Here is a 25,349-nt window from a genome sequence, read left to right as displayed (position 1 = left end):
GTCTGATGAAGAAGTTTCGCCTGGCCGCAGCGGTGGCCGCGTTCCTCCTGTCGCTTGGTGCCGTCCAGGCCCAGACCACGCTGCGCATCGGCCTTGCTGAGGACCCTGATATCCTCGACCCATCCATGGCGCGCACCTATGTCGGCCGCATCGTGTTCGCCGCCTTTTGCGACAAGCTGTTCGACATCGACGAGAAGCTCAACGTCGTGCCGCAACTCGCGCTGTCCAGCGAAACGGTCGACGACGGCAAGGGCCTCGTCATCAAGCTTCGGCCCGGCGTGAAATTCCACGACGGGGAGCCGTTCGACGCGGAAGCGGCCAAGTTCTCGCTGGAACGCCACCTGACCTTCCCCGGCTCGTTCCGCAAGCCGGAGCTTGCCTCGGTCGACCACATCGACGTCGTCGATCCCCTCACCATCAAGCTGGTGTTGAAGTCGCCATTCTCGCCGCTGCTCGCCCAGCTTACCGACCGCGCCGGCATGATGGTCTCGCCGAAGGCGGCGAAGGCAGCCGGTGATAAGTTCGGCCTGCACCCTGTCTGCGCCGGCCCCTACAAATTCGTCGAACGCGTGCAGCAGGACCGCATCGTATTCGAAAAGTTCGCCGACTACTGGAACAAGGACAACGTCTTCATCGACAAGGTCGTGTTCCAGCCCATCGTCGATGCCACCGTGCGGCTGGCGAACCTGAAATCCGGCGGCCTCGATCTGATCGAGCGCGTGCTCGCCACCGACCTCAAGGAGGTCCGCGCAGACTCTCGTCTGAAGGTCGCGACCGCGATCGAACTCGGCTATCAGGGCGTCACGCTCAATATCGGCAAGGACAAAGCCAAGGGACCGCTCAGCCAGTCCGCAAAGGTTCGGCAGGCGCTCGACCTTGCCATCGACCGTGAAGCAATCGACCAGGTCGTGTTCAACGGCGAGTTCCAGGTCGGCAATCAATGGGTCAATCCCGATCATCCCTACTATCAAAAGGCCTTTCCGGTCCGCGCCCGGAACGTGGAGAAGGCCAAGGCGCTGCTGAAGGAGGCCGGCGTGACTCTGCCGGTCAGCATCGATTTCCTGGTGCCGAAGGGCGCGGAAAACGAGACACCCGCGCAGGTGATCCAGTCAATGGCCGCAGAAGCCGGGTTCGACATGAAGATCCGTGTCACCGAGTTTGCGACCGGGCTCAAGCAGGCCGAAGCCGGCGATTATCAGGCCTTCTGGCTTGCCTGGAGCGGCCGTATCGATCCCGACGGCAACACCTTCGTCTTCCTGCATAGCGGCGCACCACAGAACTACAGCGACTGGAATAATCAACAGGCCGACAAGGCACTGGAAGACGCGCGTCTCGTCACCGACCCCGCCAAGCGCAAAGCCACCTACGAAACCCTTGCAAAGCTGGTCCAGGACGAGGAGCCGATCCTCTACCTCTACCATCGCCGCATCATCATCGCGCATACCACCAAGCTCGAAGGCTACAAGCAGATGCCTGACGGCCTCGTGCGCGTCGTCGGCCTCAAGCTGAAGTGACACGGCGGGAATGCTGAACTTTCTCACCCGGCGAGTTGCGCAGATCGTACCGACCTTGTTCTTCGTCTCGGTGCTGATCTTCTCGCTGCAGCAATTGCTGCCGGGCGATCCGGCACTGGTGATGGCGGGCGAAGAGCGCGATCCCGATGTGATCGAGCAGATCCGGCACCAATACCGGCTCGACCAGCCCGTTCCCGTGCAATACGCCTACTGGATCAAGGGCGTCCTTGTCGGCGACTTCGGCGAGTCCTTGCGCAACAAGATGCCGGTGCGCGAGCTGATCGCACAAAAGCTGCCGGTGACGCTGCAGCTCGGCGCGATGGCCATCATCATTGCCTTCCTGATCGGCATTCCTGCCGGGATCGTCGCGGCGGTGAAGAGAGGAACGGCCTGGGACTACGGCGCCAATTTCTTCGCGCTATGGGGCATCTCGACGCCAAACTTCTGGCTCGGCATCATGCTGATCTTCGTGTTTTCGATCGAGCTCGGTTGGCTGCCGGCCTCGGGCTACGTGCCGCTCACGGAGAACTGGCGCGCGAGCCTGGCTGCCACCATCATGCCCGCCTTCGTGCTCGGCAATGCCATTGCCGCGGTCCTGATGCGGCATACCCGCAGCGCCATGCTGCAGGTGCTGGAGAGCGATTATGTTCGCACCGCGCGCGCCAAGGGACTCTCCGAGCGCTCGGTCATCCTCAAGCACGCCATGCGCAACGCGCTGACGCCGGTCATCACGCTCGGCGCGCTCGAACTCGGCACGCTGTTGTCCGGGGCGGTGCTGACGGAGCAGATCTTCTCCATTCCAGGTTTCGGCAAGCTGATCGTGGACGCTGTGTTCAACCGCGACTACGCCGTCGTGCAGGGTGTCGTGCTGGTGACCGCCACCATCTACATCGCCCTGAACCTGGTTGCCGACGTCGCCTATATCCTCGTCAACCCGCGGCTGAGGGGCTAGGCCATGACCGACGCCGTGCTCACGGCCGATCCAGTCACGGATCCAGGCGAACTGGACAGCCCGGCGCGCCGGGCGCGGCGCCGCCTGTTCAAGCGCAAGGCGGCGGTTGGGGGCCTCGTGGTCCTGGCCATCTTCATCCTGCTCGCGCTGTCCGCGCCGCTTCTCGTGCCGTACGATCCCATCGCGACGAGCTGGGGCCTGGTGCGCAAGCCCCCTACCGCAGCGCACTGGTTCGGCACCGACGAGCTCGGCCGCGATATCCTCAGCCGCGTCATCTACGGGGCGCGCGCCTCGTTGCTGGCCGGTTTGATCTCGGTTGCGATCGCGCTCGGGATCGGCGTGCCGCTTGGCCTCGTCGCCGGCTATCGCGGCGGATTTGTCGATGCGCTGATCAGCCGGATCACCGATGCGATGCTGGCCTGTCCGTTCCTGATCCTGGCGATTGCACTGGCGGCGTTCCTCGGCCCCAGTCTCGGCAATGCCATGATTGCGATCGGTATCTCGGCCACCCCCGTCTTCATCCGTCTCACGCGCGGACAGGTGCTGAGCGTCAAGGCGGAGGACTATGTCGAGGCCGCCCGCGCCCTCGGCAATCCGCCCTGGCGGATTGCGGTCTCGCACATTCTGCCGAACATCCTGCCTGCATTGCTGGTGCAGGCCACGCTGTCGATCGCAGCTGCCATCATTGCGGAGGCCGCCCTATCGTTCCTGGGGCTCGGCCAGCAACCGCCGGCACCGTCCTGGGGCAGCATGCTCAATGCGGCGCAACGCTTCCTGACCCAGGCGCCCTGGATGGCGATCTGGCCGGGGCTTGCGATCTTCCTCGTCGTGCTGTCGCTGAACTTGCTTGGCGATGGCCTGCGCGATGCGCTCGACCCGCGCCAGCGCTAGATGACGGTCTCGCGCAAGACGCGGCGGCAATCCATTTCGTATTCGAGATCGACCACCGGCGGTCGTGCAAAGTGCCAGGTGAGCCCCGAGCGCAATGCGCCGCGCCTGACCAGCTCGTCGACCAGCGCGTGATGAAAATCGTGCACGGAATAGGCCTGCACGCCGGTCGTGTCCTTCCAACCGAAGCCAAAAGCCGTCATCCGGCTCTCCATCTGCGACGTGGTGGTGAACCGCACTTTCTCGCGCAAACCCTCGGGGCTGAGATCGCGGTACCGTACCGTGCGCTCGACGTAGGTGCCGCCGCCCTCGCGCGCCTCTGCACCGCCCGCAATGACAAAGGACGGCGCGCTGGAGCTCGTCGGCCGCGTGAAGGAGAACGCGTAGAATGACGGCTCGGGGGGCGGATCGACCTCGGGACAGACGTTGCTGCGCGCCACCGGATTGGTCGAGCCGTCGAAGATGCCCCATTCCGACAGCGTCTTGACGTAGTGCAGATTGAAGGCGCGAAAGCCCTTTTCGCTGAACGCCGCCGGCGAGCGCAACTCGCAGGCACAGAAGGCGGTCAGCGGACGTCCGACGTCCTGGATGTACTTTGCAGCCAGCGCAAACCCTTCGGCCAGCGGCACCAGACGATCGAACCGGACGCGCTCGATCTCGTAGCCGTCATCGGCGGCAGCGCCAGCGGAATACTGGAAGACGGAGGGAATGAACCGGTAGTTGCCGGTCGAGAATTCGCGCGTCATGTGGCCTCTAATCCAGTTGAATGCGGGCGCCCTTGCCGCCGTTGAGCAGGCGCTTCAGGTGAAAGCCGGCGAGAGGATCGTCGGCGTGCATACCGACCAACGCAGCAAAGGCCGGCATGGCGGCGGCATCGCCCGCTTCCATCCTGGCAAAGGCCTCGGAATATTGCGCTGTCGCGGGCGCCTCGAATTTTTCCTGCGGCAGCGGCTCGAATGCGCGGAGCGGCTCGCTGCGCCCGCGCAGCATCAGCTCACCCACCGGACGTCCCTGAAAATTCTCGGCGGCCTCGGCGACACTGGAGCTGACGCAGATGCGGGTCCCCAGCTGCTTGTTGGCAGCCTCCAGCCGCGCCGCGATGTTGATCGTATCCCCATACGCGGTGTAGTCGAAGAAGCGGTTGCCGCCAAAATTCCCGACCAGCGCGGAGCCTGCGTGAATACCGATGCGGGTGGCACCGAAATTCACGCCCCTGGCCTTCTGACGCACGCAAAAATCCTGCGCCCAGCGATCGAGGTCATGGGCGCACGCCACCGCACGTGTCGCATAATCAGGCTGATCGCCGGGCGCATTGAACAGCACATGGAGCGCATCGCCGATGATCTTCGCGACCGTCCCCTCATGCGCGAAGACGACCTCCGTCATGCCGCCAACATATTCGTTGAGGAGCGCCCCCAGCGTCTCGGGCGGCGCGCTTTCGACCAGCGAAGTGAAGCTGGTGATGTCGGTGAAGATGGCCGCGACATCGCGCCACTGGACCTCGATACCCTCACCCTCCCTGCTTGCCGCCAGGCGTTTGGCAAGCTCCGGCGAGAAGTGGCGCGACAACGCGGCGTGGGCCCGCTCGGCCTCTGCCTGGCGGCGCCGCACCTCGCGCAGCATCTCGATGTGGCGAAGGGTCTTCTCGATCGTAGCTTCGAGATCGGCGAAATCGATCGGCTTGGTCAGAAAATCGAACGCGCCGCGGTTCATGGCGGTGCGGATATTGCTCATGTCGCCATAGGCCGAGACGATAATGGTCGACTTCTTGTCCTCGGCTTCCTGCAGCTTCTGCAGCAGCGACAATCCGTCCATCCGCGGCATGTTGATGTCGGAGACCACCATGTCCACCTGCGGATTCTGCTCGAGCGACTCCAGCGCCTCCAGGCCGTCCCGCGCGAACATGATGGCGACGACCCCGTCGCGTATCTGCCTGCGGAATTTTTGCAGGATCAGCGCCTCGAGGTCGGGCTCGTCATCGACGAAGAGGATGGTCGGGGTCATGCCGCCTGCTCGAGCCTGGTATCGATCTCCTGGCGCAATTGCGCAAAGTCGATCGGCTTGGTGAGAAGCTTCGCGGCGCCGCGCTCGATCGCGGTCCTGCGCGTCTCGGCATCGCCATAGGCCGTGATCATGATGACCGGAACATGGGGATGATCGGCGCGTACCTTGGGGAGCATGTCGAGCCCGCTCATGCCGGGCATGTTGATGTCGGACAGGATCAGGATCAAGGAAGGGTCGCGAACTTCGGCCGCGCGTCTGATCGCATCGGGCGCCGACGGCGCGAACTCCATCTGGAATCGGCCGGCGCGCAAGTCGCGCCGGAACTGCTGCCGGAACAGCGCCTCGACGTCGGGCTCGTCATCGACGACCAGGATGTAAACGTTCAAGTCCTGCCTCCGGATGTGCCGCCAGCCGCCATCGTGCGCGGCAGCGTGATGATGAATTCGGTGAATGCACCGGGCGTGGTATTCACGTCGATCGTGCCGCCGTGCTGCTTCACGACGATGTCATGGCTCATGGACAAACCAAGCCCGGTCCCCTCGCCCGCCGGCTTGGTGGTGAAGAAGGGGTTGAACATCTTCTCCTTCACCTCCTGCGGAATGCCCGTGCCGTTGTCCCGAATCCGGATCTCGACGCTGGCGCCGATATTCTTCGTCGATGCGCTCAGGGTCGGCTCGAAGTCGGCAGCAGCGCTCTCCTTGTGCTTGGCCGCCGCATAGAAGCCGTTCGAAATCAGATTGAGGAAGACGCGGGTGATTTCCTGTGGATAGACATCGGCCATACCGGCGGCCGGATCGAAGTCGCGCGCGAGCGTCACGTTGAACGACGGCCTTTCCGCGCGCGCGCCATGATAGGCCAGATTGAGGCTCTCCTCCACGATCGCGTTGATGTCGGTGGGGCGATGCTCGCCGGAGCCTTCGCGCGAATGCAGCAGCATGTTCCTGACGATCGAATCGGCACGCTTGCCATGCTGCACCACCTTGTCGAGATTGCCCTTGAGCATGCCGGTGAGCTCGTCGACCTCTTCCTTCGTCTTGTCGTCGAGCGAAGCTGTTTGCAGGACCTCGTTGAGCTCGTCGATCAGCTCGGTCGAGACCGAGGAGAAATTATTGACGAAGTTGAGCGGGTTCTTGATCTCGTGGGCGATGCCTGCCGTGAGCTGGCCGAGCGATGCCAGTTTCTCGGTCTGGATCAGGCGGCCCTGAGCCGCGCGCAGATCGTCGAGCGACTGCGACAGTTCTCTCGTGCGTTCCTGAACTTCGTCGAACAACCGCACATTCTCGATCGCGATCAGGGCCTGATCCGCAAAGGTTGTCGCAAGCTCGATCTGTTTCTCGCTGAAGGGATGCACGACATGCCGAGTCAACACGAACACCCCGATGGGCGTCCCCTCTCGAAGCAGAGGAACACCTAGCATCGTACGCACATTGGAGCGTCTTCGTGCAGACGAAGGTGCATATTCCGGATCGGCCTGCACATCCGGAACATGAACCGTCTTGCACTCGAGCAAGGTGCGTCCGACGACACTTCCGCGCTCCGGTACCGAAGCAAATGTCCGAAGCTTGGTCTCCTGCTCGGCATCAAGGCCGCAGCTTGCTGCCAGATAAAAGACGCCATCGCGGGGCCGAAAGATCGTACCTTCGTCCGCGTCGCACAGGCGGGCCGCCGACCCGACCAGGGTGTCGAGCACGGTCTGCAGATCGAACGTCGAGCGGCTGATTACCTTCAGCACATCGGCGGTGGCGGTTTGCTGCTGTAGTGCTTCCCGCAATTCGGCAGTCCGCTGCTCGACCTTGCTTTCGAGGCCGGCGTAGGATTCCTGCAGGCGCTCGCCCATGTGGTTGAACTGGTCCGCGAGCTCCTCCAGCTCGTCGCCGGTCTTGATCGCGATGCGTTGGGCGAAATCGCCGCTGCCGATGCGCACCGCGCCGCTGCGCAGTGCCTGGATCGGACCGACCATGCGGCGCGCGAGGAATACTCCGGCGAGCACCGCGAAGATCGAAGCTGCGAGCAGCACGATCGCAAGCCGTTCCAGCGAGGCATAGAGGGTCGCGTAGGCTTCCTCGACCGGCAGCTCGACGAACATGGTCCAGCCGAGCGGGGCAATCGGCGCGGACGCCGTCAGAACCTTCTGTCCCTGGATGTTGGTCGCTTCCTGCAAGGAGTCCGGCATGGCACCGCCGCCGGCGAGCGCCGCACGCACCTGCGCCAGGCCTGACAGGTCGGTATTGCGCAAGACAAGGCTGATATCGGGATGCGCGATCAGGCGGCCCTCTGGGCCGACCACATAGGCGTGCCCGTGCTGGCCGACCTTGATCTGGGAGACGACATCCCAGATGAGCTTCAGGTTGACCTCCGCGATACTGACGCCGGCGTCCTTTCTCGCGCCGGCCAGCGCCAGTGTCATGTAAGGTTCCGACTCGCGGCGGAAATACACCGGCCCGTAATAGACCTTGTGCGCAATCGCCTGCGTAAATTTGGGATCGTCCGACAGGTCGATGCCGCTGTCGATCGCATCCATCGCCAGCCGCGAGACACGAAGGCGCTCTCGGCCGGTCGAGTCGACCTGGGCGAGTTCGGTGATCGCAGGCACCTGACGCAGCAACCGCAGCGCGTCGAACCGGCGCGGCTCGATCGAGGCTTGGTCGCTTTTGTCCGGCTGGTGGCTCACCGACCACGGCAGTTGCGTGGTCCAGCCCAGCTGGCTCTCGATCTCTTTGACGAACTGGCTGATCTTCGCGGCGGCCGCCTCGGCCTGCTCGTGCTGGACCCGGATCAGCGCGGCCTTGTGCTCCCGGTAGTAGAACAAGACCTCGAACAGCCCGTTCGCCAGCAGGGCAATGGCGACCACGGCCACGAACAGCGCGACATATTTGGTGAACAGCCGGGTCTTGATCCCAGGCCCCGCCTCGCCGGACGCGACGCCGCCCTCGGCCGCACTCGGCAAGGTCCTGGTTTGCGGGGTATCGGGATGGACGGAAATGCTCATTCCCCCAAGCCTAGCAAGAAGGCCGGAGCTTGTCTCTCGGTGCAGCGCACAAGGCTATTCAATGACCCAGTCGGCAATTGCCAGCAAGGTGGGCGGAATTTCAAGCCGGTCGCCTTCGCCGTCTTGAGATCGATCGCCAGGGCATAGCGGGTCGGCAGCTCGAACGGCACATCCTGGGGTCTGCCCCATTGAATATGCGGCCCGCCAGCGCGCCGGTCCGCTCGAAGGATTCCGAGAAGTCGGCGCCGAACGAGATGAGCCCGCCGCCGCGGGCGAACTCGTCGAATTCATCGATCGCCGGCAGCTTCGCTCAAAGCCTTGGGTCAGGTCGGGCGCAGCGCCTTGGCGTCGAGGTCGAGCTCGTTGACCTGCTTGTTGCGCTCGGAATCTGCCGCCGCACGATGGTCGGTCGCCAGCACGACATAAACGGCGGGCAGCACGAACAGGGTGAACAGCGTGCCGATCGACATGCCGGCCACGACCACGAGGCCGATCGAGAAGCGGCTGGCCGCTCCTGCGCCCGATGCGGTCAGCAGCGGGATCAGGCCGGTGACCATCGCCGCCGTCGTCATCAGGATCGGCCGCAGACGGATGCGGGCCGACATCTCGATGGCCGAGCGGCGGTCGAGCCGTTCGTTGACCTGGAGCTCGTTGGCGAACTCCACCATCAGAATGCCGTGCTTGGTGATCAGGCCGACCAGCGTGAGCAGACCGACCTGGGTGTAGATGTTCATGGTGGCCACGCCGAAGAACAGCGGGATCAGCGCGCCGACAATCGCCATCGGCACCGAGATCATGATCACGAACGGGTCACGCAGGCTCTCGAATTGCGCCGCCAGCACCAGGAAGATGATGATCAGCGCGAAACCGAACGTGATCGCGAGCTGGTTGCCTTCCTGCACATACTGCCTGGAATCCGCGAGATAGTCGTGGCTGAATCCCTGCGGCAGCTTCTTGGCCTCACCTTCGAGGAAATCCACCGCAGCACCAACCGTCACGCCGGGCATCGGCACGGCCGAGAAGGTCGCCGAATTGAGCTGATTGTAGTGCGTCAGCGAGTTCGGGTCGGTCTTGGTCTTGATCGAAACCACGGTCGACAGCGGGAGCTGCTGCCCGGTGTTGGTCGTCACATAGTAGTCGCCGAGCGATTCAGGCGACAGGCGCTCGCTGCGCGGCACCTGCGGAATCACCTGGTACGAACGGCCCTGGAGATTGAATCGGTTGATGTAGTTGCCGCCGAGCAGAACCGCGAGCGTGGAGCCGAGATTCTGCATGTTGATGCCGAGGTCCTGCGCCTTGGTGCGGTCGATCGTGACGTCGACGTTCGGCTGGTTGTAGGCAAGGTCACTGTCGGAGACGATGAACATGCCGCTCTTGCGCGCGGCGTCCTTCAGCTTCTCCATCTGCTCGTAGACGGTCTGGAAGCCCGCGGTGGAGCTGATGACCATCTGTACCGGCAGACCGCCCGGTCCGCCCGGCAGCGGCGGCAGGTTGAATGCGAACGCCTGCACGCCTTCAATCTTGGAAAGTTCGGCCTGGACCAGCGGCTTCAGCGCGATCGACGAGCGCTTGCGCTCGTCCCACGGCTTGAGCAGCATGCCCGCGATGCCGCCCTGCGGACCGTTGATGCCGTTCAGCACGAAGCGCAGGTCGGTTTCGGGGAATTTCTGGAACTCCTTGTCGAGCTTGTCGCCGTAGAAATCGACATAGTCGATGTTGGCGTATTTCGGCGCCTTGGTCACCGCGAACACGATGCCCTGGTCTTCCTCCGGCGCAAGCTCTTTCGAGGTGTGCATATAGAGGAAGCCGACGAGCCCGAGGATCGTGATCGCGAACAGGCCGGTGATGGCCTTGTAGTCGAGCGAGCGGTCGAGCCTCCGCCCGTACCATCGCGTCACGGCGCCAAATACCCTGTTCACCAGTTTGGCGAACCGGCTTTCTTCCGTGTTCTTCAGCAGCACCGAGCACATCATCGGGGACAGCGTCAGCGCGATCACGCCCCGACACGATCACCGAGCCCGCGAGCGTGAAGGCGAATTCGCGGAACAGCGAACCGGTGAGGCCGCCGAGGAAGCCGATCGGGGCATACACCGCCGCGAGCGTGATGGTCATCGAGATGACGGGGCCGACGATCTCGCGTGCGCCTTGCAGCGAAGCCTGAACCGGTGTCTTCCCCTCCTCCAGATGGCGGTGGATGTTCTCCACCACCACGATGGCATCGTCGACCACGAGACCGATCGCGAGCACCATCGCCAGCAAGGTCAGCAGGTTGAAGCTGAAGCCCAACGCCAGCATCAGGGTACAGACGCCGATCATCGACAGCGGGATTGTGACGACAGGGATAATGACCGATCGCAGCGAGGCCAGGAACAGGAAGATCACCACGATCACGATGATGACGGCTTCACCCAGCGTCTTCTCCACCTCGTCGATCGAGGATTGGATGAACTTGGTCGAGTCATAGGCGACCTTCATCTTCATCGACGGGGGCAGATTGCGCTCGAGTTCCGGGAACAGCGCCCGGACGCCCTTGACCAGCGTCAGCGGGTTACCCTGCGGCGTTGCCTGCACGCCGATGAAGATCGCGTGCTCGCCGTTGAAGGCGACGCTCGCGTCCGTGCTCTGAGCCGCAAGCTCGACGGTGGCGATGTCCTCCATCCGCACGAACCCGCCGTCCTTGGCTTTGACGATCATCTTCTTGAACTGGTTGACGTCGGTCAGGCCCGTGTTCGTCGAGACATTCGAGACGATGAGATAGCCCTTGGTCTGCCCCGCGGCGGACTGGAAGTTGTTGGCGGTGATCGCGGAGGCAACGTCTGCCGGCGACACGTTGCGGCCGGCCATCTTCACCGGATCAAGCCAAAGCCGCATCGCAAAGGTCTGGCCGCCCAGGATGTCGGCCGACGCAACACCGTCGACGGTGGACAACACGGGCTGCACCACGCGCGTCAGATAGTCGGAGATTGCCGAGCCCGACAACTCGTCGGACGAGAAGCCCAGATACATCACGGCCGTGGTCTGCCCCGTCGTCTTGGTGACGATCGGGTCGTTGGATTCCTTCGGGATCAGGTATTTGACCGAGTTCGTCTTCGCCAGCACCTCGGTGAGCGCCTGGTTCGGATCGAAGTTCAGCTTGATGTAGACCTGGATCGTCGAGGTGCCGAGCACCGAGGACGAGGTGATGTAATCCACGCCTTCGGCCGAGGCGACCGCCTGCTCGATCGGTGTCGTGATGAAGCCCTGGATCAGGTCCGCGGACGCGCCGGGATAAACGGTCGTGATGTTGATGACCGTGTTCGACAGCTTCGGATATTGCCGGATCGGCAGCACCATCGCCGCGCGCAGGCCGATCAGCAGGATCAGCAGGCTGACAACGACCGACAGAACCGGGCGCTTGATGAAAATATCAGTAAAGGCCATCGCGGCGATCTCGATTTCTATGTCTCAAGAGACGTGATCCGGCCAGGCCCGATCACGTGCGTGTCTTGTCAGTAACGCGGCGGCTGCGCGGGGATCGGAGGAGCCGGGTCGGTCGAAATCGCAACAGCGGCGCCCGACTGCAGCTTGAGCTGACCGACGGCGACGACCTTGTCGCCCGGCTTCAGGCCCTTGATGATCTCGACGCGGCCGTCGACCCGGTTGCCGGTCTGCACGAAAGTTCGCACCGCGCTCAGGCTGGTTTTGCCATCGTCACCCTTCTTCTCGGCGATTACGAACACCGAGTCGCCGTACAGCGTGTAGTCGACCGCCGTCTCCGGCACGGTGGTCACGGCCGGCTTGTCCGGCATTACCACCGTGGTGCTCACGAACATGCCCGGCTTCAGGATCTTCTCCGGGTTGGCGATGGTCGCCTGCACACGGATATTGCGGGTGTCGGTCGCGATCTGCGGCTCGATCGTGGTGATCTTGCCGTCGAAGGTGCGGCCCGGATAGGCGTCCACCTTCAGCCGGACCACTTGTCCGACCTTCAAATTGGCCGAGTCCTTTTCCGTCACGGTGAAATTCGCCCACAGCTCCGAGAGATCGGTCAGCGAGACGATCGCGGTGCCGGCTGTGAGATATTGTCCAACCTCGACCTTGCGGACGCCGAGATCGCCGGAGAACGGCGCGCGCACCAGCTTCTGCGAGATCAGCGCTTCGGTCTTGGCGATGCCGGCCAGCGCCTGGTCATAGGCGGCTTGCGCGGAGTCGACGGTCGCCTGCGGACCGAACTGGCGCGATGCCAGCTGCTTGGCGCGATCGAGCGAAAGCTGCGCGACCGTTGCCTGCGCCTTGTAGTTGGCGAGGTCGCCCTGGTCCGGTCCATCGAACAGTTGAACCAGCGGCGTCCCGGCCTCGACATGGGTGCCCGGCTCGAACTTGATCTCGGTGACACGTCCGTTGACGTCGGCGCTGACGTCGACCTGGTGCACGGCAACGAGGCTGCCGACTGCGGTGAGCAGGTTCGGTACCACTTCGGACTTCGCGTCGGCCGCGCTAACCAAGGTCGGGGGCGGCTTGTTGTTGGCGAAGAACTGCTTGATCATCTGGCCCCGGAAATAGTTGAACCAGACGAGACCGCCGACCAGCGCGCCGAGGAGCGTGCCGACGATGATGAACCAGAGCACCGGCCGGACCGGACGCTTGGGAGCCTTGCTGTCGATCGGTTCGCCCGAAATCTTGTGTTCGGCCACGATGTTCATTGTCATGCGCTTTCTGCAATCGCCCTCTTGCCGGCATCCGCGGCCTGATCGTGGCCGAGATGCAAAGCAATTGCGGCGTCGTTAATTCCGATGCCCCTCAAGAGAAACTCACAAAGCTGCCGCTCCAGATCGTTCGCCCGGCCATAAGCGAGGCAGGGCACGGAGGGCAGCCTGGTTAGCGCAGCGGTCATCACCGTATGATGCGCAAACCAGAACAGGTTGAGCGGCTTGCTCCCACAAGCCCGCGCATCGCCGGCCTCGACCGCGCGTTCGAGCGAGGCGACGAAGACCGCTCCGATCAGCGTCTCGATCTTGGCATATAGCAAACGCGCGAATTCGCCATCATCCAGATGACTAGTGGCCATCAGTCGCAGGCGCTGGGCCTCTTCCTGGTCGGGACCGTCGGCGATCTGCACGAAGTGCTCGACCATGCCGCGGATCAGCTCGACCAAGGTGGCCGTCGACGGCTCGCGCTCGAGCAGTTCGGTCAACGCCGGGTCCGCCTCGCACTCGTCGCTGAGGATTTCGGCATAGAGCGCCGCCTTGGACGGAAAATGCTTGAACAGCAACGCCTCGGAAATGGCAGCAGCGGCCGCCACGCTCTTCGTCGTGGTGCCGTTATAGCCGTGTCGTGCAAAGCAGCGTTTCGCGGCTCCGAGGATCAATTGACGCCTCAGGTCGCTCGTCATACGCAATGAGCTCATGCTAGTGAGTAATCACTCACCCACGCCAAAGTCAAGCAAATTGCTGCGTCGCAACCTAAGTGCGTGAGAATCCATCGGAAATCGGTCACAGGTTACCGCGGCGGGGCGCCCCCAGTTAGCCAAATCGACGGTCGGCCTCGGATTGGCTTGGAGCCGAGGTCGCCACAACCGCAGGATCGGAATCAGCGACAGAGTGCCATGCGATTGCCGCCGCCGGTCGACTTGCTAATCACCACATGACCGTAGACGGTGGTCAGCAGAGCTCGAAAAAGCGAAAACAGCATATCGGTGTCATCAGGTGAGTATGGCGCATGAACGCAGATGCGAACGAATTGGCGGCCAATTTCGATCTGGCGAAGCTGACGAGCGAATTCTACGACGATCCCTATCCGACCTATCGTGCACTGCGGGAGAACGAGCCGGTCAAGCGGCTCGCGAGCGGCACCGTATTCCTGACGCGCTACGACGACCTCGTCACCACCTACAAGAACACAAAGTCGTTCAGCTCGGACAAGAAGCGCGAGTTCGCGCCGAAATATGGCCACACCCCGCTGTACGAGCACCACACTACGAGCCTCGTTTTCAACGACCCGCCGGCGCACACCCGCGTGCGGCGCCTGATCATGGGCGCGCTGTCGCCGCGCGCGATCGCAGGGATGGAGGGCGATATCGTCAAGCTGGTCGACGGCCTGCTCGACGCCATCGCCGCCAAGGGGGCTTGCGAGCTGATCGAGGATTTTGCCGCCTCGATTCCGATCGAGGTCATCGGCAATTTGCTCGACGTTCCCCACGACGAGCGTGCGCCGCTGCGCGATTGGTCGCTGGCGATCCTTGGCGCACTCGAGCCTGTCGTATCGATCGAGGCCGCCACGCGCGGCAACAGGGCTGTGACGGATTTCCTGGCTTATCTCGAAACACTGGTCGCGCGCCGGCGGCAGAAGCCGGGCAACCCTGATCGCGACGTGCTGACCCGCCTGATCCAGGGCGAGGAGAACGGCGAGCGGCTGACCGAGAAGGAGCTGCTCCACAATTGCATCTTCCTGCTCAATGCCGGCCACGAGACCACGACCAATCTGATCGGCAACGGCCTCGTCGCGCTGCATCGGAATCCTGACCAGAGGGTACGGTTGATCGACAATCCGGATCTGATCAAAACTGCTGTCGAGGAGATCCTGCGCTACGAAAGCTCGAACCAGCTCGGCAACCGCATGACGACCGAACCTGTCGAGCTCGGCGGCGTCATGCTCGAAGCGGGCACGTCGGTGACACTGTGCATTGGAGCTGCCAACCGCGACCCGGCGCAATTTCCCGACCCTGAACGCTTTGACGTCGCGCGCACGCCGAACCGGCATCTTGCGTTCGCCACCGGCGCGCATCAATGCGCCGGCATGGCGTTGGCGCGGCTCGAAGGCGCGATCGCGATCTCGCGTTTCCTGGCGCGTTTCCCCGACTACGCCGTGAGCGGGCAGCCGGTGCGCGGCGGCCGGGTGCGGTTTCGCGGCTTCCTGAGCGTCCCCTGCTCGATCGGCTGAGGCGTCATGAGCATCGATCAATTGCGCTGACGACGATCCTGCGGATCAGATCGAAGGTCGACGAATATCGCCGGTCCGAAGACTTCCGGGCGGGCAGGCCGATACCCACATCGATTGAGTGCGGCCGGCGCAGTCGGTCAACGCCGGCGCCCAGCAATGGAGTGACGAAGATGAGCGCGTCGGTCATTGATGTCCTCGCAACGGAACGGCGCCTCGGCACCCACAATTACGAACCGATCGGGGTCGTCCTCTCGCGTGGCGAAGGTGTCTGGGTCTGGGACAGCGAAGGCAACCGTTATCTCGATTGCCTCTCCGCCTATTCCGCAGTCAGCCAGGGCCACTGCCACCCCAGGATCTTGGCGGCGATGGTGGAGCAGGCACAGCGGCTGACGCTCACCTCGCGCGCGTTCCACAACGACCAGCTCGCCCCCTTCTACGAAGAGATCGCGGCGCTCACCGGCTCCCACAAGGTGCTGCCGATGAACAGCGGCGCCGAGGCGGTCGAAAGCGCGATCAAGTCGGTCCGCAAATGGGGCTATGAGGTGAAGGGCGTGCCGGACGGCCAGGCCGAGATCATCGTCTGTGCCGACAACTTCCACGGACGTACGCTGGGCATCGTCGGCTTTTCGACCGACCCTGAGACCCGCAAGCACTTCGGGCCGTTCGCGCCGGGCTTCAAGATCATCCCGTTCGGCGACGCCGCTGCCCTCGCGGCGGCGATCACGCCCAACACCGTCGCCTTTCTGGTCGAGCCGATCCAGGGCGAGGCCGGTGTCATCATTCCCCCGGCCGGCTACTTTCCGAATGTGCGCCAGCTCTGCAGCACCAACAACGTGATGCTTGTGCTCGACGAGATCCAGACCGGGCTTGGCCGTACCGGCAAGCTGCTGGCCGAGCAGCACGAGGGAATCGAGGCGGACGTAACGCTGCTCGGCAAGGCGCTGTCCGGCGGCTTCTATCCCGTCTCGGCCGTGCTCTCGAACAACGAAGTGCTCGGCACGCTGAGGCCCGGGCAGCACGGCTCAACCTTCGGCGGCAACCCACTTGCCTGCGCGGTGGCGCGCGCCGCCATGCGCGTGCTGGTCGAGGAAGGCATGATCGAGAACGCGGCGACGCAGGGCGCACGCTTTCTGGAAGGCCTGAAAGACATCCGCGCCAACACGATCCGCGAGGTCCGCGGGCGCGGCTTGATGCTGGCGGTCGAGCTGCATCCCGAGGCCGGGCGCGCACGGCGCTACTGCGAGGCGCTCCAGGCCAAGGGCATCCTCGCCAAGGATACCCATGGGCATACGATCCGCATCGCGCCGCCGCTGGTGATCACCAGCGACCAGGTCGACTGGGCCCTGGAGCGGTTCGCCTCCACCCTGACGCAGGATTTCTCGTGAGGCTGCTTGCGTCGGAACACCGCAAGGCGGCGGCAATCAACAAACCAACGACTTCGCCACCTGCGCGTTTGCTTCCTATGGGCTGACGCCACGCGGCCGCCTGCGCGCCATGACGAACCGCGTCAGCACATCGGCTCACGCATGCAGACTTCTTGGGCCATCTTCAGCAACCGCCGTGCGGCCGAATTCGCGATCAAGCAGCGCGGGGACACCGGCGGCCGGGACGGCATCACTGAACAGGTAGCCTTGTCCTTCTGTGCAGCCATTGGCCAACAGATAGGCCAGTTGGCCTGCGTCTTCGACGCCCTCGGCCGTGGTCGTCAAGCCAAATCCTTTTGCAAGGCCAAGGATAGCACGAACGATCACCCGGCTGTCGGTACTGTCGTCGAGATGCGACACGAAACTGCGATCTATCTTGATCTTGTCGAGGCGAAACGAAAGCAGCTGGCTAAGCGTCGCATAACCTGTTCCGAAGTCATCGAGCGCGATGCGGACACCGGCTTGACGGAGTTCATCAATCACAGCCTTCGCAACCCCGGTTTTTTCCACGAACGCGCTCTCGGTAATTTCAATTTCCAGGCGGCGCGGACTGAGCCCGGTTTGCCCAAGGATCGATAAAATGCGCTGTCCAAGCGCGGGATCACGCAATTGAATGGGCGAGATATTGAAGGCAAGCATAAACGCCTCCGGCCACGCATTGGCATCGAAACAGGCGCGGCGAAAAAGCTGATCTCCAAGCGCGTTGATGAGGCCCGTTTCCTCTGCAATCGGAATGAACACGTCTGGTGGAATACGCCCCAACGTCCTGTTTTCCCAGCGCGCCAGGGCCTCGAACCCGATGATGCAATTACCTTTGAGCGAAACCAGCGGCTGGTAGTGCGGTTCGATAATATCCGCCGTGATGGCGCTGCGAAGCTCTCGCTCGATCTGGATGCGCCGCTCGACATGCATGTCCATCTCTGGTTCGAAAAAGCGAACACACGGCCTGCCACCGCCTTGTGCGCGATAAAGTGCACGATCTGCGCGCCGGACCAATTCGCGGAGATTGACCCCGTTAGTCGGAGCGATGGCGATGCCAATTCCAACGCCAAGCTCGGCTGCCCCGGTCTCGATCGCGAAAGTGTCGGCGGCGGACGCCACAATACGGCGCGCCAGATTGGTGGGAACGTCGAGGGAGCTGATGTCTGGCAGGACAATCCCGAATTCGTCCTCCCCGATCCTCGCCAGCACGCCATCCTTGCGCAAGATGTCGGCGACCCTGTTGGCAAATTCGCACAATGCCTTGTCCCCTCCTGCGTGGCCATGCGTGTCCTTGATCCTCTTGAAGCCATCAAGGCCAAGCATCAGAACGGCCACCCGGTGCGTGTCGCTGGCGCGGCTGAGGCACGCGTCGAGTTTTTCATCGAACAGGCGGCGGTTAGGCAGCCCGGTCAACGGATCGTGTCGCGCCAGATCGCGCGCCTCTCCTTCAGCAGTGGCTCGTGCTTTGGTTTCGCAGACGAGCTCCCGATAGCGGCGAACACTGAAGATTGTCAGCGCAAGGCACAGGAAGAACGCGACGAAAATGATGAAAACGATGTCGTCGGGTGCCGAATCCGCATAGCCCAGGCCTAGCTGAAACAGACGAGGACCAAGCTCATAGACATGCGCCAAGATCGAAGCGAGAACGACGCCGCCAAAGAGAGCCATGAAATCCCTTGCGGCGGAGCTACGCCAATCGAACCAAACGGCGTGCAGTACGCGCGATCGTGGCGTTGACTTCATCACAGTCGAACCTTTGCCGACGCCGGCTGTTCCAGTGATGTTCTTAAAGGTAGCATAGATCTCAGCTTAATACCACATGTTGTGCGCTCGTGCGCCGATCGTCGGAACTCGATTGACGCTTCGCAAAGCCGCGACGGTAAAGGCTTGGCCGGATTGCATGGTCGTTCTGGCAAAAGCGTTGCCGCCTCCATCGGCACGCCTCAACCAGGAGCCGTGCTATCGGTGATCGCTACCGGACTCCCGCGAAGGTTGTAAGTTCTGGAACTAACGGTCAAGGCGTGTTAACGTTGACGCTATAGATCTTCCTCGGCCGGCTGTGCGACTCCCGAACATCGTCCCGGTTTGACCGCGCTCTCGCGGCCGGCGAGCCACCGACAGTCCATCAAACGACTGCAGGTATCACCATGGGAGACGGTAGATGCATATGAGCACCGATCTTGCGGTATCCGAGCCGCCCAACGCGCTCCGGCTGGCCACACAGGCGTATACGAGCCTTCTCCTCATCGCCTTCGCCCTGATGCCTGCCCTGTTCATCGCCTACCTCTATTTCCAGCAGGATCCCACGCTAAAATTCGAAAATCATCTGTTCCACGAATTCGCGATTGCCGTCGCCACCCTCGAAGGGCTGTTCGTCACCTACGTGACATGGCGTTGCTACCGGTCTTCAGGCGAACCTCTGTTGCGTTGGATGACCCTGGGTTTTCTCGGCTTCGTGCTGATCTATGCGCCGCACGGCGCCTTCACCGGGATGGCACACCGAAATATATGGCTGTTTCTGCTCTATGGACCGGCGTCGCGTCTCGCGATGTCGATTCTGCTTTTCGTTGGGCTGCTCAGCTACAACCAGCCGTCGGACAAGGTCGAGAAGCGTTCGGACGCGCGCGCATGGCTGATTTGGATTGGCCTGTTCCTGACGATGGACATAGCCGTCGCTCTGATCGCCTACTCCCCCTTTGCCGGACACCCGGTGGTCCGCTTGTCCATGGAGGGCGGCGCACTGGTGTTCAACGCACTGAACGTCGCGGTCCTGCTCATGCGACGGATTCACTCGCCGCTCATGCTCATTTTCGGCATTTCGGTCGCGTGGTTTGCGCTATCGTCGCTCGCGTTCATTCTGGCGGCGCCGTGGAATCATATGTGGTGGCTCGCCCACGCGATCTTTGCTGGCGGCTTCTTCCTGCTCAGCTATGGCGTTGTCCAGGCTTTCCGAACGACGCAATCATTCTCGACTATCTATAGCCAGGAAGAAATGGCGGCCCGCCTGGCCGCGTCGATGGCAGACACTCAAAGGGCCCTACAGCAGGTGCAGCTGAGCAATCAAAGGCTGGAACGCCTGGCTGCCACCGACCCGCTGACCGGTGCCGGAAATCGGCGCCACTTCATCGAACATATCGGCGCCGAGATCGCGCGGGCCAGGCGAAGCGGTGCTCCACTATCCCTGCTGTCGCTCGACCTCGACCATTTCAAGGATATCAATGACTCGCGTGGTCACAGCGTCGGCGATGAGGTCCTCCGCGTATTCGTGCGCAAGTGTCTGGAGGCGATCCGCCCCTACGACTCCGTCGCGCGCGTCGGCGGTGAAGAGTTCATGGTGTTGCTGCCGGGGGCGACCCTCGACGCGGCTTGCGTTGTCGCGGAGCGCCTGCGATCGGCCATTGAAGGCACTGCATTCGACGTCGGCGCCCAGCCGTCGGTCGGCGTCACCATCAGTGTTGGAGTGTCGGAGTTCGGGCGCGATGGAGACACGGTTGACGGAATCCTGAGCGTCGCCGATCAGCGGCTCTATCGCGCAAAACATGAAGGTCGCAATCGTGTGATCGTCGCGTAGGGGCCATCTATGGAGGGCGCACCATTCCGGTTTGAGCCGGCCAGCGACGGCATCTACATCGCACCGCCGATGGTGATCACCACTGACCAGGTCGACTGGGCCCTGGAGCATTTCGCAACGACCTGACGCAGGATTTCGCGTGAGACTGCCTGCGTCGGAAGATCGCAGGGCGACAATCAACAACGAACCAATCCGCCATCTGCGCGTTGAAAGTTGTGGGCGATTACGAGCTGGGAGCGACAATCATGCTTCCGCGTGGCGTGTGCCTTTCGGCGTTTTTGGTTGGTGCTATGATCGCGGCAAGCGTCAGCGCGTCCGCCCAAGACCACCATGGAAGGGGGGGACCACCGGCACCGGCTGCGCGTCCAGCCGCGCCACCTGCGATGGCTCGTCCGGCGGCGCCGCCGGCCATGGCCCGTCCCGCCGCGCCCGCGTTCCATCCACCGGCGATGGCGCCGCATCCGGCGCCGCACTTTGCCGCACCGCCACCGCGTCCGACCCCACACTTTGCTGCACCGCCGCCCCGTCCGGCCCCACACTTCGCTGCCCCGCCGCCGCGGGCTGCCCCGCACTTAGCGGCGCCGCGGCCCGAATTCCACCGGGCGCCGGCAGCGCCGCAACGTCCGGCCACGGCCTCGCGACCGATGCCGCATATCGCCGCCCCCTCACACCCGAACGCGGCACCCGCGGTGAGCGCACGGCCGTCGCGGCAGGAGCAGACGGAACAGCGCGCGCAACAGCATCAGCAGCAGACCGAGCAGCGACAGCAAGTCGCGCAGCAGCGGCAGCGCGAGATGCTCACACGCCAAAGCGCGGAACGGCAGAGCCGTATCGACCGGCTGCAACAGCGCGTGCAGCAATTGCAATCGCAAAAGCCGGAAGGCGCGCGGGCGCAACGTGCACAGGGGCGGATGCTGCAGACGCAGAACCGCCTGCTCCAACGCGAGCAGAGCATGCAACAGCGCGATCAGGCGCGGTTGCAGCGGCTGGGCCCTGAGCCGGCCACAGTCGGGCGAGCCGCCGCTTCCGCGGCCGGGCAGGCGGCTGAGCGCGGGCGATTTGCCGAGCACCTCGGTCAGCAGGCGAATGCACAAACCCAGGCTGCGCTCACCACCCGCGAGAACGGCTGGGCTCCCCGGCAAGCCTGGCGACACCGCCATCCCGCGGTGTTCGTGGCGTGGCTCGGGCCCGTGTTCTGGCCTTACGCCTATTCCGACATTTTCGATTACACATTCTGGTCCTATGCTTACGAGCCTGACTACTGGGCGTACGCGTATGACGACTTCGTCGATACCGTGTTCTGGGGTGGCGACAGCCCCTATTCCGCCTATGCCAGCACCAACTCTTATGACTATCCGCAATCCGGCGGCAGTCGCCGCGCGCATGCGCGCGCCAGCGTGAACCCGCAAACCCTACAGCAGATGTGTGGCACCCCGGACAAGGGCGTCACCGCCTGGCCGCTTGGCGATATCGAGAGGGCTGTGCAGCCGACGCCGGAGCAACGCGCGCTGCTCGACGAATTGAAGGCGGCGGCGGCCAAGGCTGCCGACGTATTCAAAAACTCCTGTTCAGAGACCTATGCGTTGACGCCGCCTGGCCGGTTGCGGGCCATGATGAACCGCATCAGCGCGACGCTGGAAGCGGTCAAGATCGTGCGACCGGCACTGGAGAATTTCTACAACTCGCTCAGCGACGAGCAGCAGGCGCGCTTCAACGCGCTCGGCCCCAATGTCGGCGACGGCGCGCAGCAGCAGCAAGCCAACGCCGAGAACTGTGGTGATCCGAAATCCGGCCTGACCCAATTGCCGATCCAAAGGATCGAGGCTGTGCTCCATCCCGCCGGAAAGCAGAAGGACGCGCTCGATCGCCTCAGTGAAGCGACAGCCAAGGGCGTTGAGGCCCTGCAGGCGGCCTGCCCGAACGATAGACCGCTGACGCCGGTCGGGCGGCTCGAAGCGATGCAGCACCGGCTCGAGGCCATGCTGACGGCCGCCAACCTGGTCGAGCCCGCGCTGGACGAGTTCTATGCCACGCTGAGCAGCGAACAGAAGGCGCGCTTCAACACGCTGCAGCAGGTTGCAGGCCCGTGAGGGCAGCGGCACATTGTTTCGCGGCTCATGCCGAATCTCACGCGGCGGAGTTCGTTTCCCCTCGAGCGTCATTCGCGTTTGCGATCGCTTGAGGCCGTTCTATCTCATTCGAACCAGAGGCGTTGCATTGTTGGAAGTGAGCAGACAACTCAAGCTCAGCCAGATGATCCCAATATTCTGCTTCTGCGAGCAGCTTCCATTTGTTCATGCTGTTGTACGCGGCCTGTTGGCGGCACAGTGAGCCCATTGCACGCAACCGTTTCACTCTTTCCACTGCGAACCTCCCTTTGCGCTTGCTCGTTAACAGGCGCATTTGTGTTCTCGCAGTTTCGCAGGTCGGATCGACGACTGATAGTCCGATGTTTGCCGGTGATCGATGATAGCGCAATCGTCTGACTTTTCAGAGAATGGCCGGCCCGAAACGGCCTTGGATGGACGCTGCACCGGACCGGGCCGACAAGCCGATCACAACAATGGCCCCGACGATTGCACGTCGGGGCCATTCAAGATCAACAGGCCCGGGTACATCCGCCGCGCCTGCTGATCGTTGATGCCAAGGCGCGCGCGCCGGGCGCGCGTGCCGTGATTACCGCATCCGATCCGGCACAGAGTGTGGCGAGGTGCGGCATCGGGACGACGATATTCCGCCCGAAAGCTGATGGCTGTCCACCTCATCATTGGTGGTACTCCCACCAGTTCGGTGCACCGCACGAGCTAACCGCTTCGGCGCCGTATACGAGATAGCCTCCCGTCCGCCGAGACATGACAATCCTCGCGTCCGGCCGCCGGCAAGCCGAAGGGTCGCTTCAACTCGCCGCAACTGGGTCGCAGGCCCGCGAGGGCAGCGCGCGGAATTTAGACCACGGTCTTGTGACGTTCGATACAGGTGCGCAGCACCTCATCCATCGGCTTTCCCCACCAGTCATTCGAAAAGATTTCGATCTCCGAATAGCCGGCAAAGCCCTGCGCCTCCACGGCGGCGCGCGCGGATTTGATGTCGATGACGCCGTCGCCCATCATGCCGCGGTCGTTGAGGATGTCCTTGGTCGGCACCAGCCAGTCGCAGACATGGAACGCGAGCAAGCGGTCCTTGCCGACGCGGGCGATCTGGCCCATCAGCTCCGGATCCCACCAGATATGATAGACGTCGAGCGCGACGCCGAGCATACCGGTGCGATCGGGGTCGAGCCGGTCGCAGATGTCGAGCGCCTGCTTCGTGGTGTTCACGCAAGCGCGGTCGGCGGCGTAAGCCGGATGCAGCGGCTCGATCGCCAGCGGAAGATTTGCCTGCTTGGCATAGTCGAGCAGCTCGGCGAGAGCTTCCTCGACCTGCCCACGTGCGGCCACAATATCCTTCGACGCCTCGCTGCCCGGGCGTGAATATTGCGGCAGGCCGCCGACCACGACCACAATGCAGGGCGCGCCCAGCGCCTTGGCTTCATCGACGCAGCGCCTGTTGTCGTCGCGCACTTCCGTGCGGCGCGAGGCGTCCGAGGTGAGCATGCCGCCGCGGCAATAGCCCGAAAGATCGAGGCCCGCATCGCGCACCGCGCGCGCGGCACGCTCCAGACCGACGGCGGCAACCTGGTCGCGCCAGGGATCGATGGCGCGGATGCCGTGACGTGCGCAGGCATCGATGATCTCGACGAGATCGCCCTGCTTGCGCACTGTCGCCGTATTCAGTGAAAGCCAGCGATGGTCGGACGAAAAATCGCGCATCAGGATTCGACACCATGGCTGGCGAGCACCGTCTTCATCCGCTGCGTCGCGAGGTCAGGATTGGCGAGCAGGCCGGCCTTGTCGGCCAGCCGGAACAGCTCCGCCAGATGCAGCGTGGAGCGCGTGCTCTCCTGGCCGCCGACCATGGTGAAGTGATCCTGGTGACCGTTGAGATACGCCATGAAGACGATGCCGGTCTTGTAGAAGCGCGTCGGCGCCTTGAAGATGTGACGCGACAGCGGCACCGTCGGCCCCAGCACGTCGTGGAAACCTGGCTCGTCGCCGGCCGCCAGCCGCGACATTGCGTAGGACGCCGCCGGCGCGATCGCATCGAAGATGCCGAGCAGCGCGTGCGAAAAGCCTTCGCCGTCGCCGGCGATCAGCTCCGCATAATTGAAGTCGTCGCCCGTATACATCTTGATGCGCTTGTCGAGGCGACGGCGCATGTCGATCTCGCGCTGCTTGTCGAGCAGCGAGACTTTTACGCCATCGACCTTGGCCGCATTGCCATTGATGATGGCCACAGCCGTGTCCATCGCCTTGTCGAGATCCTTGGCGCCCCAATAACCGGTCAGCGCGGGATCGAACATATCGCCAAGCCAGTGGATGATCACGGGTTCGCGAACCTGCGACAGCACACGGTCATAGACCCTTGCGTAGTCGTCAGCGTTGCGGCCGAGCTTTGCCAGCGCACGCGACGCCATCAGGATGATGCGGCCGCCGACCTTCTCGACTGCCGAAATCTGCTCCTCATAGGCGCGGATCACATCGTCGAGGCTCCTGGCGTCCTCGACTGCGAGATGATCCGTACCGGCACCGGAGAACACCAGCGCGTTGCGGCGTTTCGCGGCGCTGACCGAACGCGTGATCAGCTCCAGCGAGGTCGGCCAGTCCAGTCCCATGCCGCGCTGCGCGGTATCCATGGCTTCGGCAACGCCGAGGCCGAGGTCCCAGATATGCTCGCGGAAGGCAATGGTCTTGTCCCAGTCGACGGCGACCGACAGCCAGGGATCGTTGTCGGCGAAGGGATCGGCCACCGTATGCACGGCCGAGAAAGCGATGCGGTTCAGCGGGCCCTCGAGCTTTGCGGGAAAAGTGCGCGAGGCAGCTAACCGGTAGGTCTCGATCGAGCGGTCGGGTTTCGGCAGCTTGAGCGACAATGACGATATCGGCTGGACGGGCTTATTCATGGTTTCGAACCTCTCCCCGTCATTGGGAGTGAAGCGAAGCAATCCAGCGACTGCCTCTGCGGAAAGACCCTGAATTGCTTCGCTTCGCTCGCAATGACGAAATTACTG

18 protein-coding genes and 1 pseudogene are annotated in these 25,349 nt (G+C 63.2%); 7 read left to right on the top strand and 12 right to left on the bottom strand.

The window, feature by feature from the left end; genetic code table 11:
- The first annotated feature begins 5 nt into the window (after window positions 1-5).
- Genes ACVIIW_RS20865 through ACVIIW_RS20855 form a run of 3 tightly spaced genes read left to right on the top strand, consistent with a single transcriptional unit; the run spans window position 6 to window position 3,357 of the window.
- Window positions 6-1,514 (top strand): ABC transporter substrate-binding protein, encoded by a 1,509-nt coding sequence (locus tag ACVIIW_RS20865; RefSeq protein WP_456702437.1) that lies wholly within the window; start codon window positions 6-8, stop codon window positions 1,512-1,514.
- A 10-nt stretch (window positions 1,515-1,524) separates the two neighbouring features.
- The gene (locus ACVIIW_RS20860; protein WP_456702436.1) at window positions 1,525-2,466 is read left to right on the top strand and encodes an ABC transporter permease; all 942 of its coding nucleotides are present in this window, start codon (window positions 1,525-1,527) and stop codon (window positions 2,464-2,466) included.
- 3 nt (window positions 2,467-2,469) lie between these two features.
- The gene (locus ACVIIW_RS20855) at window positions 2,470-3,357 is read left to right on the top strand and encodes an ABC transporter permease (protein WP_456702435.1); all 888 of its coding nucleotides are present in this window, start codon (window positions 2,470-2,472) and stop codon (window positions 3,355-3,357) included.
- Here the strand turns inward: ACVIIW_RS20855 and cnbZ are convergent.
- From cnbZ to ACVIIW_RS20820, 7 genes and pseudogenes are all read right to left on the bottom strand, one after another.
- Window positions 3,354-4,100: a 2-amino-5-chloromuconate deaminase CnbZ gene (gene cnbZ / locus ACVIIW_RS20850; RefSeq protein WP_456702434.1), complete on the bottom strand. Its 747-nt coding sequence runs from the start codon at window positions 4,098-4,100 to the stop codon at window positions 3,354-3,356. The two genes, ACVIIW_RS20855 and cnbZ, sit on opposite strands and share 4 nt — an antisense overlap.
- A 7-nt stretch (window positions 4,101-4,107) precedes the next feature.
- Window positions 4,108-5,358 carry an adenylate/guanylate cyclase domain-containing protein gene (locus tag ACVIIW_RS20845; protein ID WP_456702433.1) on the bottom strand — a complete coding sequence of 417 codons (1,251 nt, stop codon included), beginning with the start codon at window positions 5,356-5,358 and terminating at the stop codon, window positions 4,108-4,110.
- Window positions 5,355-5,744, bottom strand: coding sequence for a response regulator (locus ACVIIW_RS20840; RefSeq protein WP_092227706.1), 390 nt, complete (start codon window positions 5,742-5,744; stop codon window positions 5,355-5,357). The genes ACVIIW_RS20845 and ACVIIW_RS20840 overlap by 4 nt, the downstream gene beginning before the upstream one ends.
- A complete protein-coding gene (locus ACVIIW_RS20835) occupies window positions 5,741-8,347 on the bottom strand; it encodes an ATP-binding protein (protein ID WP_456702432.1) in 2,607 nt (868 codons plus the stop codon). The genes ACVIIW_RS20840 and ACVIIW_RS20835 overlap by 4 nt, the downstream gene beginning before the upstream one ends.
- A gap of 323 nt (window positions 8,348-8,670) precedes the next feature.
- Window positions 8,671-11,767: pseudogene (locus tag ACVIIW_RS20830) on the bottom strand (MexW/MexI family multidrug efflux RND transporter permease subunit).
- A gap of 68 nt (window positions 11,768-11,835) precedes the next feature.
- Window positions 11,836-13,029, bottom strand: coding sequence for an efflux RND transporter periplasmic adaptor subunit (locus ACVIIW_RS20825; protein ID WP_456705215.1), 1,194 nt, complete (start codon window positions 13,027-13,029; stop codon window positions 11,836-11,838).
- Between the two features lie 2 nt (window positions 13,030-13,031).
- A complete protein-coding gene (locus ACVIIW_RS20820; protein WP_456702431.1) occupies window positions 13,032-13,718 on the bottom strand; it encodes a TetR/AcrR family transcriptional regulator in 687 nt (228 codons plus the stop codon).
- A gap of 326 nt (window positions 13,719-14,044) precedes the next feature.
- On the opposite strand from ACVIIW_RS20820, the gene ACVIIW_RS20815 reads away from it, so the two are divergent.
- Window positions 14,045-15,265 (top strand): cytochrome P450, encoded by a 1,221-nt coding sequence (locus ACVIIW_RS20815; protein WP_456702430.1) that lies wholly within the window; start codon window positions 14,045-14,047, stop codon window positions 15,263-15,265.
- Between the two features lie 4 nt (window positions 15,266-15,269).
- On the opposite strand, the gene ACVIIW_RS20810 is transcribed toward ACVIIW_RS20815, so the two are convergent.
- Window positions 15,270-15,452, bottom strand: a complete 183-nt coding sequence (locus ACVIIW_RS20810; RefSeq protein ID WP_456702429.1) for a hypothetical protein — start codon at window positions 15,450-15,452, stop codon at window positions 15,270-15,272.
- Between ACVIIW_RS20810 and rocD the strand changes: the two genes are divergently transcribed.
- Entirely contained in the window at window positions 15,436-16,650 is a 1,215-nt protein-coding gene (gene rocD / locus ACVIIW_RS20805) for an ornithine--oxo-acid transaminase (RefSeq protein WP_456702428.1), read from the top strand. The genes ACVIIW_RS20810 and rocD overlap by 17 nt on opposite strands.
- A gap of 135 nt (window positions 16,651-16,785) precedes the next feature.
- Here rocD and ACVIIW_RS20800 read toward each other — a convergent pair whose 3' ends face one another.
- The gene (locus tag ACVIIW_RS20800; protein WP_456702427.1) at window positions 16,786-18,339 is read right to left on the bottom strand and encodes a putative bifunctional diguanylate cyclase/phosphodiesterase; all 1,554 of its coding nucleotides are present in this window, start codon (window positions 18,337-18,339) and stop codon (window positions 16,786-16,788) included.
- A 493-nt stretch (window positions 18,340-18,832) separates the two neighbouring features.
- On the opposite strand from ACVIIW_RS20800, the gene ACVIIW_RS20795 reads away from it, so the two are divergent.
- Window positions 18,833-20,242: a GGDEF domain-containing protein gene (locus tag ACVIIW_RS20795; RefSeq protein WP_456702426.1), complete on the top strand. Its 1,410-nt coding sequence runs from the start codon at window positions 18,833-18,835 to the stop codon at window positions 20,240-20,242.
- Window positions 20,243-20,886: 644 nt separating this feature from the next.
- Window positions 20,887-22,332, top strand: a complete 1,446-nt coding sequence (locus ACVIIW_RS20790; protein WP_456702425.1) for a Spy/CpxP family protein refolding chaperone — start codon at window positions 20,887-20,889, stop codon at window positions 22,330-22,332.
- Window positions 22,333-22,369: 37 nt separating this feature from the next.
- On the opposite strand, the gene ACVIIW_RS20785 is transcribed toward ACVIIW_RS20790, so the two are convergent.
- The 3 genes from ACVIIW_RS20785 to ACVIIW_RS20775 form a co-directional block, all read right to left on the bottom strand.
- Window positions 22,370-22,606, bottom strand: a complete 237-nt coding sequence (locus ACVIIW_RS20785; RefSeq protein WP_456702424.1) for a hypothetical protein — start codon at window positions 22,604-22,606, stop codon at window positions 22,370-22,372.
- Between the two features lie 581 nt (window positions 22,607-23,187).
- Window positions 23,188-24,051: a sugar phosphate isomerase/epimerase family protein gene (locus ACVIIW_RS20780; protein WP_456702423.1), complete on the bottom strand. Its 864-nt coding sequence runs from the start codon at window positions 24,049-24,051 to the stop codon at window positions 23,188-23,190.
- Window positions 24,051-25,241, bottom strand: coding sequence for a dihydrodipicolinate synthase family protein (locus ACVIIW_RS20775; RefSeq protein ID WP_456702422.1), 1,191 nt, complete (start codon window positions 25,239-25,241; stop codon window positions 24,051-24,053). Before ACVIIW_RS20775 ends, ACVIIW_RS20780 begins: the two co-directional genes overlap by 1 nt.
- Window positions 25,242-25,349: the final 108 nt, after the last annotated feature.

The organism is Bradyrhizobium sp. USDA 4449, from assembly GCF_054056275.1.
This window is presented reverse-complemented; position numbering and strand designations above follow the sequence as displayed.